The organism is Noviherbaspirillum sp. (assembly GCF_035254685.1).
Classification (GTDB): Bacteria; Pseudomonadota; Gammaproteobacteria; order Burkholderiales; family Burkholderiaceae_D; genus Noviherbaspirillum.
This window is the reverse complement of record NZ_DATFAI010000023.1, coordinates 190,969-205,139: the sequence shown is the minus strand read 5'-3', so window position 1 is coordinate 205,139 and position 14,171 is coordinate 190,969. Positions and strand designations below refer to the sequence as shown.

At 63.0% G+C, this 14,171-nt stretch carries 18 protein-coding genes; 3 read left to right on the top strand and 15 right to left on the bottom strand.

Features of this window, described 5'->3' with window-relative positions; genetic code table 11:
• Nucleotides 1–5 precede the first annotated feature (5 nt).
• The 10 genes from VJ698_RS11145 to VJ698_RS11100 form a co-directional block, all read right to left on the bottom strand.
• A complete protein-coding gene (locus VJ698_RS11145) occupies nucleotides 6–899 on the bottom strand; it encodes a glycosyltransferase family A protein (protein ID WP_324102823.1) in 894 nt (297 codons plus the stop codon).
• 46 nt (nucleotides 900–945) lie between these two features.
• A complete protein-coding gene (locus tag VJ698_RS11140; protein WP_324102822.1) occupies nucleotides 946–1,860 on the bottom strand; it encodes a radical SAM protein in 915 nt (304 codons plus the stop codon).
• Between the two features lie 186 nt (nucleotides 1,861–2,046).
• The gene (locus VJ698_RS11135; protein ID WP_324102821.1) at nucleotides 2,047–2,346 is read right to left on the bottom strand and encodes a 2Fe-2S iron-sulfur cluster-binding protein; all 300 of its coding nucleotides are present in this window, start codon (nucleotides 2,344–2,346) and stop codon (nucleotides 2,047–2,049) included.
• A gap of 39 nt (nucleotides 2,347–2,385) precedes the next feature.
• On the bottom strand, nucleotides 2,386–3,015 hold the full coding sequence (locus tag VJ698_RS11130; protein ID WP_324102820.1) for a response regulator transcription factor: 630 nt from the start codon (nucleotides 3,013–3,015) through the stop codon (nucleotides 2,386–2,388).
• Nucleotides 2,990–5,011 (bottom strand): PAS domain-containing protein, encoded by a 2,022-nt coding sequence (locus tag VJ698_RS11125; protein ID WP_324102819.1) that lies wholly within the window; start codon nucleotides 5,009–5,011, stop codon nucleotides 2,990–2,992. The genes VJ698_RS11130 and VJ698_RS11125 overlap by 26 nt, the downstream gene beginning before the upstream one ends.
• A 206-nt stretch (nucleotides 5,012–5,217) precedes the next feature.
• The gene (locus VJ698_RS11120; protein ID WP_324102818.1) at nucleotides 5,218–6,021 is read right to left on the bottom strand and encodes an N-formylglutamate amidohydrolase; all 804 of its coding nucleotides are present in this window, start codon (nucleotides 6,019–6,021) and stop codon (nucleotides 5,218–5,220) included.
• Between the two features lie 4 nt (nucleotides 6,022–6,025).
• Nucleotides 6,026–7,288, bottom strand: coding sequence for a carboxylate-amine ligase (locus VJ698_RS11115; RefSeq protein WP_324102817.1), 1,263 nt, complete (start codon nucleotides 7,286–7,288; stop codon nucleotides 6,026–6,028).
• Complete coding sequence (locus VJ698_RS11110) at nucleotides 7,285–8,754, bottom strand: RimK family protein (RefSeq protein WP_324102816.1); 1,470 nt, start codon at nucleotides 8,752–8,754, stop codon at nucleotides 7,285–7,287. Before VJ698_RS11110 ends, VJ698_RS11115 begins: the two co-directional genes overlap by 4 nt.
• A complete protein-coding gene (locus VJ698_RS11105; protein ID WP_324102815.1) occupies nucleotides 8,751–9,482 on the bottom strand; it encodes a hypothetical protein in 732 nt (243 codons plus the stop codon). Before VJ698_RS11105 ends, VJ698_RS11110 begins: the two co-directional genes overlap by 4 nt.
• Nucleotides 9,479–9,676, bottom strand: a complete 198-nt coding sequence (locus VJ698_RS11100; RefSeq protein WP_324102814.1) for a hypothetical protein — start codon at nucleotides 9,674–9,676, stop codon at nucleotides 9,479–9,481. Before VJ698_RS11100 ends, VJ698_RS11105 begins: the two co-directional genes overlap by 4 nt.
• Before the next feature lie 160 nt (nucleotides 9,677–9,836).
• Between VJ698_RS11100 and VJ698_RS11095 the strand changes: the two genes are divergently transcribed.
• On the top strand, nucleotides 9,837–10,649 hold the full coding sequence (locus VJ698_RS11095; protein WP_324102813.1) for a hypothetical protein: 813 nt from the start codon (nucleotides 9,837–9,839) through the stop codon (nucleotides 10,647–10,649).
• Between the two features lie 2 nt (nucleotides 10,650–10,651).
• Entirely contained in the window at nucleotides 10,652–11,833 is a 1,182-nt protein-coding gene (locus VJ698_RS11090) for an AI-2E family transporter (protein WP_324102812.1), read from the top strand.
• Nucleotides 11,834–12,081: 248 nt separating this feature from the next.
• Here VJ698_RS11090 and VJ698_RS11085 read toward each other — a convergent pair whose 3' ends face one another.
• From VJ698_RS11085 to VJ698_RS11070, 4 genes are all read right to left on the bottom strand, one after another.
• Complete coding sequence (locus VJ698_RS11085; RefSeq protein ID WP_324102811.1) at nucleotides 12,082–12,219, bottom strand: entericidin A/B family lipoprotein; 138 nt, start codon at nucleotides 12,217–12,219, stop codon at nucleotides 12,082–12,084.
• An 80-nt stretch (nucleotides 12,220–12,299) separates the two neighbouring features.
• Nucleotides 12,300–12,707 carry a hypothetical protein gene (locus tag VJ698_RS11080; protein ID WP_324102810.1) on the bottom strand — a complete coding sequence of 136 codons (408 nt, stop codon included), beginning with the start codon at nucleotides 12,705–12,707 and terminating at the stop codon, nucleotides 12,300–12,302.
• Complete coding sequence (locus tag VJ698_RS11075; protein ID WP_324102809.1) at nucleotides 12,704–13,072, bottom strand: phage holin family protein; 369 nt, start codon at nucleotides 13,070–13,072, stop codon at nucleotides 12,704–12,706. Before VJ698_RS11075 ends, VJ698_RS11080 begins: the two co-directional genes overlap by 4 nt.
• Nucleotides 13,073–13,185: 113 nt before the next feature.
• Nucleotides 13,186–13,503 (bottom strand): glycine zipper domain-containing protein, encoded by a 318-nt coding sequence (locus tag VJ698_RS11070; RefSeq protein ID WP_324102808.1) that lies wholly within the window; start codon nucleotides 13,501–13,503, stop codon nucleotides 13,186–13,188.
• Between VJ698_RS11070 and VJ698_RS11065 the strand changes: the two genes are divergently transcribed.
• The gene (locus VJ698_RS11065) at nucleotides 13,502–13,660 is read left to right on the top strand and encodes a hypothetical protein (protein WP_324102807.1); all 159 of its coding nucleotides are present in this window, start codon (nucleotides 13,502–13,504) and stop codon (nucleotides 13,658–13,660) included. The two genes, VJ698_RS11070 and VJ698_RS11065, sit on opposite strands and share 2 nt — an antisense overlap.
• Before the next feature lie 67 nt (nucleotides 13,661–13,727).
• Here VJ698_RS11065 and VJ698_RS11060 read toward each other — a convergent pair whose 3' ends face one another.
• Nucleotides 13,728–14,144 (bottom strand): hypothetical protein, encoded by a 417-nt coding sequence (locus tag VJ698_RS11060; RefSeq protein WP_324102805.1) that lies wholly within the window; start codon nucleotides 14,142–14,144, stop codon nucleotides 13,728–13,730.
• Nucleotides 14,145–14,171 lie beyond the last annotated feature (27 nt).

Sequence of the window (14,171 nt, the reverse complement as noted above, 5' to 3'; positions counted from 1 at the left end):
AATATTTACATGACGTGGCCGTCGGGATGGCGGCCCCAGCGCGCAGGATTGTCCTGGTGCCGGCGCTGCCACTGCACCATGCCTTCCCAGCGGCCGAGCGCGGTCACGCAGCCATTGGTGAATTCCCGCGTGATGGTGCCGCTGAGCAGGGGGCGCAGCAAGGGCGCGACGAGGCCGCGCGCGATGACATGCATGGGCAGTTCATGCTTTGCATACAGCGCGCCGGTGCCGCGTTCCCTGCGCCGCATTTCATGCCTCGCCACAGGGCCGCTGCCGGCCGGTTTCCATGGGTGATGCACCACGGCGTCCTGAAAAAACGTAATGGATGCGCCGGCATGCAAAGCGCGCATCACCAGGTCCGTCTCCTCGCCTGCGCCGAACCACTGCCCGACACCCAGCCGCGAATCGAAGTTGCCGATGTGAGCGAACAGTTTACGGTTGAAGAACAGCATGAACGAGACCGCCATGCGGTCGCGAAACATGCGTGAGCGGCCGTGCGTCAGGCGCAGCGGAAGGCGCGCCGGTTCATCGCGTTCTGCCCAGCGCGCCATCACGCCGGTGAGCGGATCGGTGCAGTGGAAACAGGGAGCGAGGCGCTCCAGCAGGTCCGGTTCGTACCAGCAATCGTCATCCGGAAATCCGACCCATTCACCCTGCGCCGCGCGAATGCCGATGTTGCGTGCGGTCGAGAGGTTAGGGTGTGCATGCCGCAGATGCTTGACGGCCATGCCCGAGCGTCTTGCCTTGTCGAGAAAGGGCGTGACCCGCTCATCGGCATTCTGGTCGACCACGATGATTTCGAAGTCCCTGAAGTTCTGGATGGCGAGCGACTGGAACAGCCGGCCTAGCTCAGCCGTGCGCTGGTAGGTGCAAAGGATGAGCGACAGGGCAGGTTTCATCACGGCATGCGGGCACCGGATGTGAGAGGCAGCAAGGCGCGGCATGTCAATCCGCCTGCACGGTAGCGCCGCGCCCGCTCCGCGTGTGTCGCTCATGCCGCTTGCGTCCTTCCCAGTCGGCATAGATCTTCACCCACGCCGTCGACTTCGGTTCGTCCAGCAACGGCGTGCGCAGCGACGCCGGAACCATGTGGCCATCCTTGAAGTGGCCGCACAGGCGGCAAAGATCGCGGCTCAAGGCGAGCATGTCGTCCGAATCCAAAGGCAGGGTGGGGTAACCGCGCCGGTTGCCGAGCAGCCGGTCGATACCGCCGGCGACGGCGCACTGGTAGTAGCCGCCGGGCGTGAGCCCCATGCCGCATTCGGTCATGATGGAGCAGCCGTTGGTGTAGTCGGCCGAGCAGAAGGAGGGATCGTCCGCGGGTGCCATGTTGAAGGGGCCGAAGTCGGGCTGCACGTTGCCGTCTTTCGCCGAGTTTTCCACGATGATGTCCGGCGGAATTTTTTTCAGCACCGCCTGCACTGCCTTGCCATAGCCGTTGGTCACGACCGTGATGGCGCACTCCGGCGCAAACTCGCGATAGCTGCGCAGGACATCGATGATGTCGAGAAAGCGCGGGTGCAGCGTCGGTTCGCCGCCAAGCACGCGCACGACGCGCCAGCGCTTGTTGCGGGCGATCGAATCCTTCACGAAACCGGTGATCATGTCGAGCGGCATGTGCGTCTTCTCGGGAGCCTGCGTGATGGAACGGTTGCAGTTCTTGCAGCGCAGGTTGCAGACATAAGTGATGTCGATCTCGATCGCATCGCGGCTGCGCCGGTACTGCGGCCCCAGCATTCGTGTCGCGCCGGGCGTGATGCGGAATTGCCGGTAGCGGCCTTTCAGCGAAAACCACGGGCCGGAAAGGAATGGAACCAGATGCTGAAAAGCGGAGCGTGCCGCGCTGCGGATGGATGCCATATTGTTGTTGTCGACAGGAGATTCAGCCGGAGTGGATCATTCTCGGCAGATCATTGCGCACAGGCCTTGAGAATTGCCAACCTGATTTCATTATTCCCCGTCAACGCTGTTGCCTGCGTCCCAGGAATTGCAGGAGTGCATCAACCGCAAAGCAGATGAGACATTTCCGGTCGACCTGCCGTGCGATCAGGCAAGCTTGAGCGCCGTCGCGCGCGGCACCTCGATGACGACATCCGATTCCGCATGCGCGACACATGGCAGGATCCAGCCGTCGCGTTTTTCTTCCGCACTCAGCCCCGGCCATTCGATGCCATAGCGTACCTTGCCGCTCGTCATGCGGCACATGCAGGCGCGGCAGGTGCCGTTGCGGCACGAAGCCGGCAAGGCGATGCCTGCGGCGCGCGCTGCGGAAAGCAGTGGCACGGATTCGGGTGCGTCGAAACGCCACGTGGAGGGCAGGACGGTGACAACGGGGTGTTTGCGCATTCTTGCAGGGCAGTCATCAAGGAATGCCCTTATCGTATCCTATGGAAGGAGATCGTTCTCGAACGCATACCGGGCAAGCTCCACATTGCTCGCCATGCCCATCTTCTCGAGGATGCGCGTGCGGTAGGTCGTAACGGTATGCGGACTGAGATGAAGCTGCTCGGCGATCCGCACCAGGGTCGCGCCTTCGGCGATGTGGCGCAGGACTTCCAGTTCCCGGTCCGACAGCTGTTCATGCGGCAGCAGGTCCTCGCTGCCGGCCATGTCGACCACCCGTTCGACCAGCTCGGGGCTGAGATGCTTGCCGCCGGCAGCGGCCTTGCGTACCGCGGCGACAAGCATGGGCGCGGGGGAATTCTTCGTCAGATAGCCGGACGCGCCGGCACGCAGGGCGCGCACCGCATAAATGTCTTCCGCATACATGCTCAGCATCAGTACCGCGGCCTTTGGCCTGCGCGCCTTGATCAGCTTGATCAGATCGAGGCCGCTGCGGTCGGGCAGGGCGATGTCGACGATGGCGATGTCAAATTCCAGCCTCTCCGCCAGCAGCAGTGCATCGCGCGCCGTTTCCGCTTCGCCCACGATCGTGATGTCGTCGGCGATGCCCAGCATCAGCCGCACGCCGCTGCGCGCGATCAAATGGTCATCCACTAGCAATACCTGAATCATTTCTGTTCCTTTCCTGGCTTCCGAGAGGCAGCCGCAAGCGCGCGAGGGTCCCCTTGCCTGGCGTGCTGATGAGTTCGAAATCACCGCCGAGATAGCGCGCGCGTTCGTTCATGCCGATGATGCCGAAGCTCTGGCTTTTGCGCGGCAAGGGAGCATTGCCGCCTTTGCCGTTGTCCTCGATTTCAATCACGATCGTGCTGCCGTCGCGCATGGCGCGGATCGACACCCACCACGCCTGCGCATGGCGCAGCACGTTGGTCAATGCTTCCTGCACGATGCGGAAGATCGCGATGCTGCGATCCGGGTCGACCGTGCAGTCGACGAGGTTTTCATCGATCAGGCATTCGCACACGATCTGCGAACGCCGTTCCGTCTGTTGCGCATGCCAGCGCAGCGCTTCCCATACGCCGAGCTGGTCGAGCACGCTGGGGCGCAGCTCAGTGACCACTTCGCGCACGGTCTCGGATGCGCGGTCCACCAGCATCGCAGCGTCCGTCAGCAGCTGGTCGGGTGCGGGAAGCCGGCTTATGCTGACCGACAGGTAAGCCTTGACGCCGGCCAGCACGCTGCCCAGCGCATCATGCACCTCGCGCGCGATACGCTTGCGCTCGTCTTCGCGGATGCGCTCCTGGTGCGCGGCCAGCTCTCGCAGTTCCTGCTGCGAGCGGCGCAGCGCCATCTCGGCATGCTTGTGTTCGGTGATGTCGAGCATCGAGCCGACCGCCTTCACCAGCCATCCTTGCCGGTCGCGGGCGGCCTCGCCGACGCTGATCATGTGGCGGATCGAACCGTCGGGTCGGAGGATGCGGCACTCGAGGCGGAAATCCTTGCCCTCGTCGCGCGCCGCGAGGATCGCCTTCCGGGTCGCATCGCGGTCCTCGGGGTGGATCAGGGCAAGCAGCCTTTCGACGGTGGGCGTGATGGACTGTGGCTCCAGCCCGCAGATGCGGAACAGCTCGTCCGAGCAGTGCATTTCATCGGTCTGCACATCGACTTCCCAGCTGCCGAGATGGCCGAGCTTTTGCGCCACGGTCAGCACATGTTGTGCCTGCCGCAGGTCCGACTCGGCCTGCTCGCGCGCCGCGATGTCGCGCACCAGTTCGTCGTTGGCATGCTGCAGGTCCCTGGTCCGCGTATCGACCAGACGCTGGATGCGCTGCGCGCGGGACACTTGCAGGTGCATCCACAGACCGATCATCACGCTGAACAGCGTGCCGGCAAACAGCGTCAGCTGCGACCCGAGGCCGCCCGGGGCGAGGGCGGCAGGTTGCGCGACGGCGCTGAGATGCCATGTCATGCCCGCAGCCTGGAAATCGCGCGCATAGCCAACCGCAGGATGCTGCAGGATCATCGGCAGCAGTTTCGCAAAGGTGCTGGCGGGCTGGTGGTGCTCGCGGTGGAAATCAAGGTCCTGACCGTCGCTGGGGACATGCACCTGCACGTGAACCTCGAAATCTTCGGTGCCGGGCATTATCGAAGGGCGCAGAGCTGCAGCAAGGAAGCGATCGATATCGACAACGGCGCTGGTGTTGCCGAGCATGGTCCCGGTTCCCCGGATCGGTGTACCGATCCAGGATGGCAGAGTCAGCGTGAAGGTGCGCCGGTGGGAATCATCGCTGCTGCCCGGCGTCGCCTGGTGCGCCCACATGACGGTTGACTGGCTGGCGGGACGCGGCGTTCCGTTGAAGTTCACCTGGCCGCCGCCCCGGATGCGGAATTCGGTATTGAAGGTCCGGATATGCGGATAGCGAGCGAACACCGGCTGCAGGTATTCCTCGAACTCCCGCTGGGTGACCGGGCCGAAGATCTCGATCGTCCAGTCAAGCACCTGCAGTTCATGCACCACATCGTCGAGCTCATGGCGGATGGCCGCGATGTGCGCGTCGGCACGCTGCTCCAGGGTGAAACGCTCGTAAGTTTCCTCGTAGGCCTGGATGCGCAGGGTGAGCATGATGGTCGCGGCCAGGCACCCTGCAAATGCGAGCATCGGCGTCATGGATTTGCAGGCTTTGAGGTTGCGAAGGCGGATCATGTGCGCGGGGCTCAGGTTGCCGGGCCGTTCGTAGTGCCGGCGACCCGGCGGATGTCGGGCCGATGGAACTGCATGCGATGTGGGGCAGGCCATGGAAGGCGTGCGACTTTAGCCACTATCGTTCGGGCACAGGACGATAGTCAATCCCATATTCGGCGTAGGGGTTCGGACTACGTGTTTCTTTCCCGATTTGATGGCGTCGGAGCGGCACGGAATGCAGTATGCCCGCTGCTGCGCCATGATGGTGCAAGGGCTTCCGGTGCCTGTACCAGAGCGTCCTGCAGCGCGGTGATGACGGTCTCGCGCAGGCGGTGCCAGTGCGCGGGCGACTGCCGGACGTGCTTCTGGTTGATTTCCAGCTCGATGCCGAGGTACTCGTTTCCTGTGAACCGACGCCGCAGGTAGACGGTAAAGCCGTCGGCGGTGCCGGTGTAGGGGTAATTCAGGCGGATCTTGAGCGCCTGCGCCGAGCTGCGCAGTGCGGTCCGCCAGCGCTGGCACAGCGCCGCTTCTTCTCGCCGGGACGGATCGTACAGCAGGCCGAGGTCCGCGTTGCGCACCTCTCCGTTGAGCTCCGGGGTGAAGCTGTGGCAGGAGATATGGATCACGCGCATGCCGGAGGCGACCGCCTGCGCGATCTGCGTTTCCGCCTTGGTGCGATAGGGACGGTAATAGCGGCGGAAGATTTCGCGCCGGATGTCCTCCGGCGCGGCCCGGGTCGCTTCCGAATACAGTTGCGGATGGCTGGGCGAACGGTTCAGGTCGATCAGCAGGCGGCTGATGGTGGAGACCAGCAGGGGCGCAGACAGGGCCTTCGCCATTTCCCGCGCCACGCGGATGGCGCCGAGGTCGTAACCGCGGTGCGTGCGCAGCAATTCCTCATGGCCGCGAAAAAAATCGTGATAGCGAGAGGGAATGCGGTTGCCGCCATGCTCGCAGGTCACGAAGAAGAAATCGGATGCCGGCGGGGCCATGGCGTTACCCGGCTTCGACAAACATCGTACCGTCCTCCAGGCAATCGCACAGGCGTCCGTAGACCGCCTGCAGGCGCGACCGTGAAAAGTCACCACCGATGGCGCGCAGTATGCGCCGCGCGAGCGGGCCGTGATCAAGCATGGTCTGCAGCGGCGCGCGCCATTGCTGTGCTTGGGCGTCCTCCATCATGCGCGCCACCAGGAAGCGCCACAGCTCATTCGCCTTGCAGCGTTCGCCGGGAAATCCGAGCAGACGCAGGTAATCGGCATGGTCGATCGGCGTCTGGTCGGCCTCGCGGATGCAATCCTGGAAGATCGCTGCCAGCACGGTGGTCAATATCTCCTGTTGCGCAATCAATGCGTCGTCAGCAGCCTCGTACAGGTGTCGCACCACATCGGTCGTTGCCGCCGCGATGGCAAGATCGGCCTGCGGACATTCCTGCGTGTCGATCACCCGGATCTCGATCGCGTTACGCTCAAAGCGCGCGATCGCGCCGCGCGAGTTCAGCCATTCCTCCTGCAGCACATGGTCCGGGTCGAGGCGCGCGATGTCGCGGTACATCGGCGCGAGGATGTGTTCCTCGTAGGCCATGCGGTGGGTGATGGTCTCGGGCACCACCATGCCGGCGATGGATGGGATCGGGTTCGCATTGTTGCCATAGACATGCATGCGGTAATCCGCCCAGCCGGTGGAATAGCCTTCCGTAATCGGTGAGCTGGCGGCCAGCGCCGGCAGGATGGGCAGCACCAGCCGGATCGCGGCGTGCAGGCGGGCGAATTCGCGGTCGCCGGCGAAGGGCAGGTTGACATGCATGCTCTGCAGGTTGGCCCAACCGTGGCTCCTGCTGTCAAAAATCCGGTCGTAGGCGCGATAGATGGCGTCGTTGTCGTGCGGCCAGACGTGCGTTTCGCTGCGCGGGTCCATCCACGGATGCATCGCGCCCGGCATCAGGCGCGCTCCCATGCCGGCGAGCCTATCATTGACGGCACGCACTTCGGCGAGGAAGGCATCCGGCAGCGGAGCAAGCGAGCTGCACGGTTGCAGGTTCTTGATTTCGATGACATGCATCACGAGTTCGTTCGACCAGCCCAGCGCGCCGCGCCGCACTTCGTTGACGACACGGCGCGTGCCATCCGGGTTGTCGGCCTGCAGCAGGCGGTCGGCGATCGGCATCACCGACAGGCTGTCGCGCTGGACGATCATGTATTCCAGCTCGATACCATAGCCGGTGAAGGCATGGAGCAACGGGGGAGCCGCAGCGTTCATGGCAGGATGCTTCCCTTGCGCTCGTCGATGCGCTTGCGGAACACGCCCATCACTTCGCGGTACAAGGCGTCCGACAGCACGGCATCTTCATTGCCGGCATCGACATTCGGATTGTCGTTGATTTCAATGACATAACACTGCACGCCGACCTGCTTCAGGTCGACGCCGTAGAAGCCGTCGCCCATCAGGTTGGCGGCCTGCACTGCAATCTTCACCACGTCATCCGGCGCCTCGCCGATCGACAGCGCTTCCGTCCTGCCTTCGCTCATGCGATGGTGTTCATGCTTGATGATCTGCCAATGACCGGGCGCCATGTAATATTTGCAGACGAACAGCGGGCGCCGGTCGAGCACGCCGACGCGCCAGTCGAAATCGGTCGGCAGGTATTCCTGCGCCAGTACCAGTTCGGATTCCTTCAACAGGTCGTTGACCTTCAGCAGCAATTCCTGTTCCGACTCGATTTTCAATACACCGGCCGAGAATGCGCCGTCCGGCTGCTTCAGGATGCAGGGCAGGCCGAGCGTGGAAACAATCTCTTCGACATTGCCCTTGTGGACCACCATCGTCTCCGGCGTCGGGATGTGATGCCGGGCAAGCAGCTCGTTGAGGTAGATCTTGTTCGTGCAGCGCAGGATCGAATCGGGGTCGTCGATGACCACCATGCCGGCATCGAGCGCCTGGCGCGAGAGCTGGTAGGTGTAGTGGTCGACGTTGGTGGTGTCGCGGATGAACAGCGCATCGAAGCTGGTGAGGCGACGCGCATCTTTCGGCGTGATCAGTTCCGCATGCATGCCGAGCAGTTCGGCCGCTTCCACGAATTTCTTCAGCGCCTCATCGTTCGACGGCGACTCCTTGCGCTGCGGATCGTGCAGGATGGCCAGCGACGGCTTCTTGCTGGGCGGCGCATCGCTGCGAATCTTCTGTTCCTTCAGGTAATCGATCGCCGCCTGCATCGCACACTGCTGTTGATGCACCGGAATGTCGCGCACGCTGCCCGCGAAGATGCTGCACAGGTGCCAATGCTCGTTGGCACGTTCGAAGCGCGCATGCAGCACCGGTGTGCGCAGCAGTCTGAAGAGCTGTTCGCTCAGGTGCTGGTAATGCTGGTCCACATCGTGACCGAAATAGATGTTCAGGTCGACGACATCATCCGCCGCGCGCGACAAGGTGCATTCGATCAGGTCGCCGAGTTTTTCCGAGATGTCCTGCACCAGCGTCTCGGACTGCAGGTCCTTCATCGCCTGCACGTCCGGCACGGGCTGGTGGCCGCGCGCTTCCGCGAGCAGCGACACGTAGTAACCCTGGCTTTGATAGCGGTAGGTGTTGCAGAGGTTGAAGACTTTGGTGGCGGTATTGGTGTCCCCGTAGGCGGGGTCCATCAGGTAGGTTTGCGCAGGTATCACGGTGATGCCTGGTATGTCGACAGGCCAATCTTGCTGCTGACTGACGACGAAAAGGATGTTCATGGTACTTCCTGTCGCGGCGGGCACCGCGGGTGGATGATCAAAAGATTCGCGTCATGCGTCACGATGCCGAGCAGCACCGCGCAGATAACCCGGTCGACACTCAGCCAGTATTCATGCGTGCTGGCATAGGGATTGAGCTGGTAGGGATCGACCACCAGCACCTTGCGGCGCACCTTGTCATAGCCGGCCATCACCACGAAGTGCCCGGAGGGCAGGCCTCGCACGTCGTCCGGAATGTCGTCCGGGCCGAATTCGCGCGGCACGCGGTAAAGGAAGGTCGAGCTCAGCCCGGTGATGATCGGCAAGCCGCGCCGCAGGATGCTGCGGATCAAGTTGTGCGAGAGGTCCAGCAGGCGCAGGCGTCCGCCGAGGCTAAGGAATTCGAGATAGCCGGTGGTGGCGTGCTGCAGCCGGTAGTCCATCTTGATCTCGCGCTGCCGGCGCAGCCGGTCGGCAATATCCACGCCGTGTCCGAACCAACTCGGATCGAACACTCCGAGGTTGTAGGTGTAGATCGTGGCCTTGTAGCCGCGGCGCAAGGCATCGCAGGCGAGAAACACCGCAAAGGTGCCCCCATGTTCCAGCTTGCCCGTGCGATTGATCACATCGGCAAGCGATTCCTGGTCGCCCCAGTAGCGGTAGAGCGCCTGCAGGCAGGTCGGCCCGCAGGTGGTCTCGTCCGGTTGCGGGAGGATCTTGACGGGCAGCTGCAATATCGGTTGGGTCACGGCAGGGCGCTTGTCTGGAATCGCTTCATGAGAACCAGCACGCGAAGCATTTTCGGTGCCAGTTTCAGGGTAGGCCAGATCGCTCGCAAAGCAAGCATTCCTGGCAACATGAAGCGCGCTTTTATGACCCGGCGCGGCTTGTAAAAGTTTCCAGCCTCGGCAGCGCTTTCGTCATTGCCGGGCTGCTGCTGCATTCTGTCAATGCCGATAGTAGGTGTCCGACACGCAGAATGGCAACGGGCATGGATGATGCATCGGCAGTGGAATGCCATGCAGCGTCCGGCTGCATCGGTTCCGCATGTCCATTGCATTCAGGAACGGACATGCCGGTTCTGGATTCAGGAGGTTTCAACCATGAAAAAGTCTCTTGGCATATTGTTGGCCCTCGGTCTGGGCGCGCCGCTTGCCATGGCGCAGAACCAGCCACCTTCACAGCCGATGACTGTGCCGCCGGGAACGCCGGCGCAGTCCGACCTCGGCATGCCGCCGCAGCCGAGCATCACTTCGCCGTCCACCTCCGGCACCTCGGGCAGCGCGCGCACGACGGAAGAGTCGTCCGGCAGCACCTCGGCGCCTTCGGGAGCATCGAGCGAGTCCGGCTCCACACCCGTCAATCACAACGACAGCACCGACCTTTCCTCGGGCGGATCGAGCCAGATGCAATCCGAGGCCGGCGCAGAACTCCAGCCGGCGCCGCCGCTGGCCGATCGCCTGCAGCCTGTCGTGCAGGGCGATGTCACTTATGTATGCGGCGGCGTCGGAGCGGAAGAGGCGAGCAGCATGAAGCGTCAAGCGAAGAACTATGACCTGATGCTCACCTTCGCCGCGAAGAGCGGCGCCTACCTCGCCGATGTCAATGTCGACATCAAGGACCCGAAAGGCAATTCGGTGCTGCAGGCATCTTGCGATGCACCGATGATGCTGATCGACCTGCCTCATAGCGGCAATTACAAGGTGCACGCGGATGCTGCCGGGTACAAGCTGGACCGGACAGTCCGCGTCGCGGCGGCGAAGCGCAAGGGGCAGCACGTTGCCTCCGCGGTGCTGGTGTGGCCGCAGCAGGTGGCCGAAGCGCAGGGGACGGCGGCCACCTCCACCGGAAGCAGCGGCAATGCCGGTGAAAGCGCGGGCGGGCGCGGCACCGGCAGCACCGACAGCAAGCGTTGAACGTGTCACCTGGCATGGAGCAGCGGCCCGGCGTACTGCGTGCGAAAGACCACCGGGTCGAAGTCCCTGATACCGTGCCGCCGCCTGTGCAGGTGGGAGCCGGCGACGCGAATTCCCCCGGCGCCAGGCAGGCGGCGGGCAACGAGCAGGATTTCAGCGATAGCCAGTTCTTCCGGCGCACTGTGCTGGTCGGCGCGCTGATCGTCGCCACCGGCCTGTTACTGGCGATCATATGGTTCGCCATCGATGTTTTCCTGGTGCTGTTTGCCGGCATCCTGACCGCGGTGCTGCTGCGCGCGCCGACCAACTGGCTGGTGCAGCATACGCCGCTCAGCGAAAAGGTCGCGCTGTCGCTGTCGATTGCAACGCTGGCCTGCCTGATCGGACTGCTGGGCTATCTGTTCGCGGTGCCTATTGCGGAGCAGGTCGGCCAGCTGGTCGATACCTTGCCGCGTGCGATCCTGCGCATGCGGCAATGGGTGCGCCATTACGACTGGGCCAAGCCATTGCAGCCGCTGATCACGGAGCTGGCACACACCCGGTTGGACGGGCAGTTGCTGAGCCGTGCGCGCGGCCTGATCACCTCGACCATGACCGCGCTCGGTGGCGGCCTCGTGGCGCTGTTCCTCGGTATCTACATGGCCGCACAGCCGCGGCTCTACCAACGCGGCTTCATGCACCTGCTGCCACGCAAGGCACGCCCGCGCGCCTACGAAGTGCTGGATGAGATCGGTGTCGTCCTGCGCTGGTGGCTGCTCGGCCGGATGATCACCATGGTCGCCGTCGGCATCGCGGGCGGCATCGGCTTGTGGTGGCTGGACGTGCCGCTAGCCTTCACCCTCGGCGTGCTGAGCGGCCTGCTGGAATTCATTCCCTACATCGGCCCGATCATGGCCTCCGTTCCGCCCTTGCTGGTGGCGTTCAACATCGATGCCGACCTGGCGTTCTATGTGCTGCTGCTCTACGTCGCCATCCAGGCCGCCGAGAATTACCTGCTGACGCCTATCGTCGAGCAGCGCGCGGTGGCCCTGCCACCGGCGCTCGTCATCTTTGCGAGCCTGCTGCTGGCCGCGCTGGCCGGGCCGCTCGGCGTGGTCCTTGCCTCGCCGCTCACGGCCACCGGCATCGTGGCGGTGAGGCTGCTGTATGTGGAGGATGTGGTCGAGCAGCCGGCGTCGCGCTGAGCGCGTTTGTATGCGCCTGTTCACATAAAAGGCGCGTGCGCAGACTGTGGGCGGACGTTTCGCTCTCGGCGCTCATGCAGCACGGGACCACTCGCATCGTCCATCGGCGGGAAGAGAACCAATGATCCCTTGGCGTTCCTGGCGGCTTGGCGAGAGAAATCTTCCCGCGTCACGAATCCTTCCGAAAAAAATAAACAGGCCGGGACATGGCCCGGCCTGTTTGCGCTGTGACGCTCGCTGTGACGCTGTTACTTCGACCTCTCCGCAGCCCCCTGGACTTTTTCGCCGCCGCGTTCGACATCCTTGCCGAAACCCTGCATGGTGTTGCACGCCGCAAGCCCAGCGGAAAACATCAGGAGAACAACCAGGGAAATAAGTTTTTTCATGGATTTTCCTTTCATGGCAGATGGGAAAAACGGGATGCATCCTGTGCCGTGCAATGAACATGCCCGGACAGTGATGCCGGTCACTGCGTGCTGCCCCGTGCCTGGGCGAAGGTTCCTACCAGGGTGAGGACCTTGCCGATCATGTCCGTGGTCGAGTCGCCCGGCGTCGACAGCGTGCCGGCAGCCGCCGCACCCTGCGACACCACGCGCATGATGCGGCGCGGGCCGATCGCCACGACGGCGGCCACGCCCAGCGCGACGAGGAAGGGATGATCCATCACGGTCCGCATCACGGCACTGCGCGGAAAATGTTGTGGCTCATCGACATGGCGATACACCGTCATGCCCTGCATGGTGGGCGGTATGCGCTTCATGTTCGCCGTGTCGAGGTCGGTGCCCTCGATCAGCATGCGGCGATAGGTCTCGCGCCGTGCGTGCATGCGCTCCAGGATCGCTTGTTTTTCCGCTTCGAGAGAACTCAGGCTCATAGGCTGTCCTTGATGACGTCGAGATCGTGCTGCAATTCACTGCGCATGGTCGTGCCCAGCGGCGGCGAGCGGAAATGCTTCAGGCACAGGTTGAACGCGACCCCGGCGATCCCGCCATACAGGAGGACGACGAACCACGCGGCAAGCGTGCGGTATTCGCTGCTCCAGAAACTGATGATGATCGCCAGGCCAAGGAAGACCGTCGCCAGCAGGGTGAACAGGAGGGCGATCGTAAAACCCGCGATGCGGAACGCGATCTGCTGCTCCCGGATCTTGATCTCCACGCGCAGCAAATCCAGGTAATCGCCGATCCGATCCAGCGTGATGATGTATAGCTGCTTGGACTTGTGAAGTGCGGCAAACATGGCGGACTTTCCTATGCGGGTTCAGGGAAATCTTGCAGGTGCAATGCGGCGGCGATGACACCGGCGCAGGAACGCTCGCTGTCATGCCGCCGGCACTACGCGGTACTGAAGGCCTAGCTTCGCTTCAGCAGCAGCCCCAGCAGCAGGCCGGCGCCGGCTGCCACCGCCATCGATTGCATCGGCTTGTCCTTCACATACTCCGTCGTGGTCTCGACGCCGCGATTGATCTGCTGCGAAGCCTGGCTGGCGATGCCCTTGGCCGCATAGCGCAGCGAACTGAACTTCGCCATCAGCTGCGTGTAGGCCTGGCTCAGGTCATCGTCCGACATACCGGAGGCGCGATTGACCAGCGAGTCGAGATCGTTTTTCAGGCTGGACAGGTCAGCGCGCAGGGACGCAGTCGAACGCTGGCTCGAGCTGCCGCCGTACATGGACCTGCTGCTGCCTGAAGACGTGCCTGAGGACATTCCCGAGGACGTACCGGACGAGCTGCCGGTCGACGACCCTGTGCTGGCGCTCGTTGTCCTGTCGCTGCCGTTGCCGGACACGGGGGAAGTGGTATTTGGTTCCATGAATCGCTCCTTATGAGGTTAAACAGGATTGAATGACGATGGCGAAAACGCATGCCATCGTTCTGCCAACTCCGCAATGAATCTCACAACGGCGAACACGCCGAATGCGGGCACGTGTACTGCGTTTGCAGTTCCGCCAGTTGCCGCCGCGACTTGATTGCGAGCATGAAAACCGGCGCAGGTAGCTTGTGCGTCCTGCGGCCTGCTTTTCCGACTGGTAGGGAAGTGCTCTGCAAGGCTTGTGCCAATCGCACCGGCACCCGGAACTGCTTGAAGCAATGGGTAAATTTTCGTTGGGCGTGTAAGCACGTAAAAAAGGCAGCGTTTTTTGTACACGTTGCATGTAATTCTTGCAACGCGGCGACATTGCGCGAATATCGCGAAGGCACGCAAAATCCTTGCGGAATAGTGCCTTGCGGAAACATAATTCCATGCATGGTTTTTCGGGCGGCGCCGGGACCGATGCGCGTGATGGCGCGCATGAGCGAGGGCGCCGCCATCAACAATGCTCCAGCCACAGAAAGGAC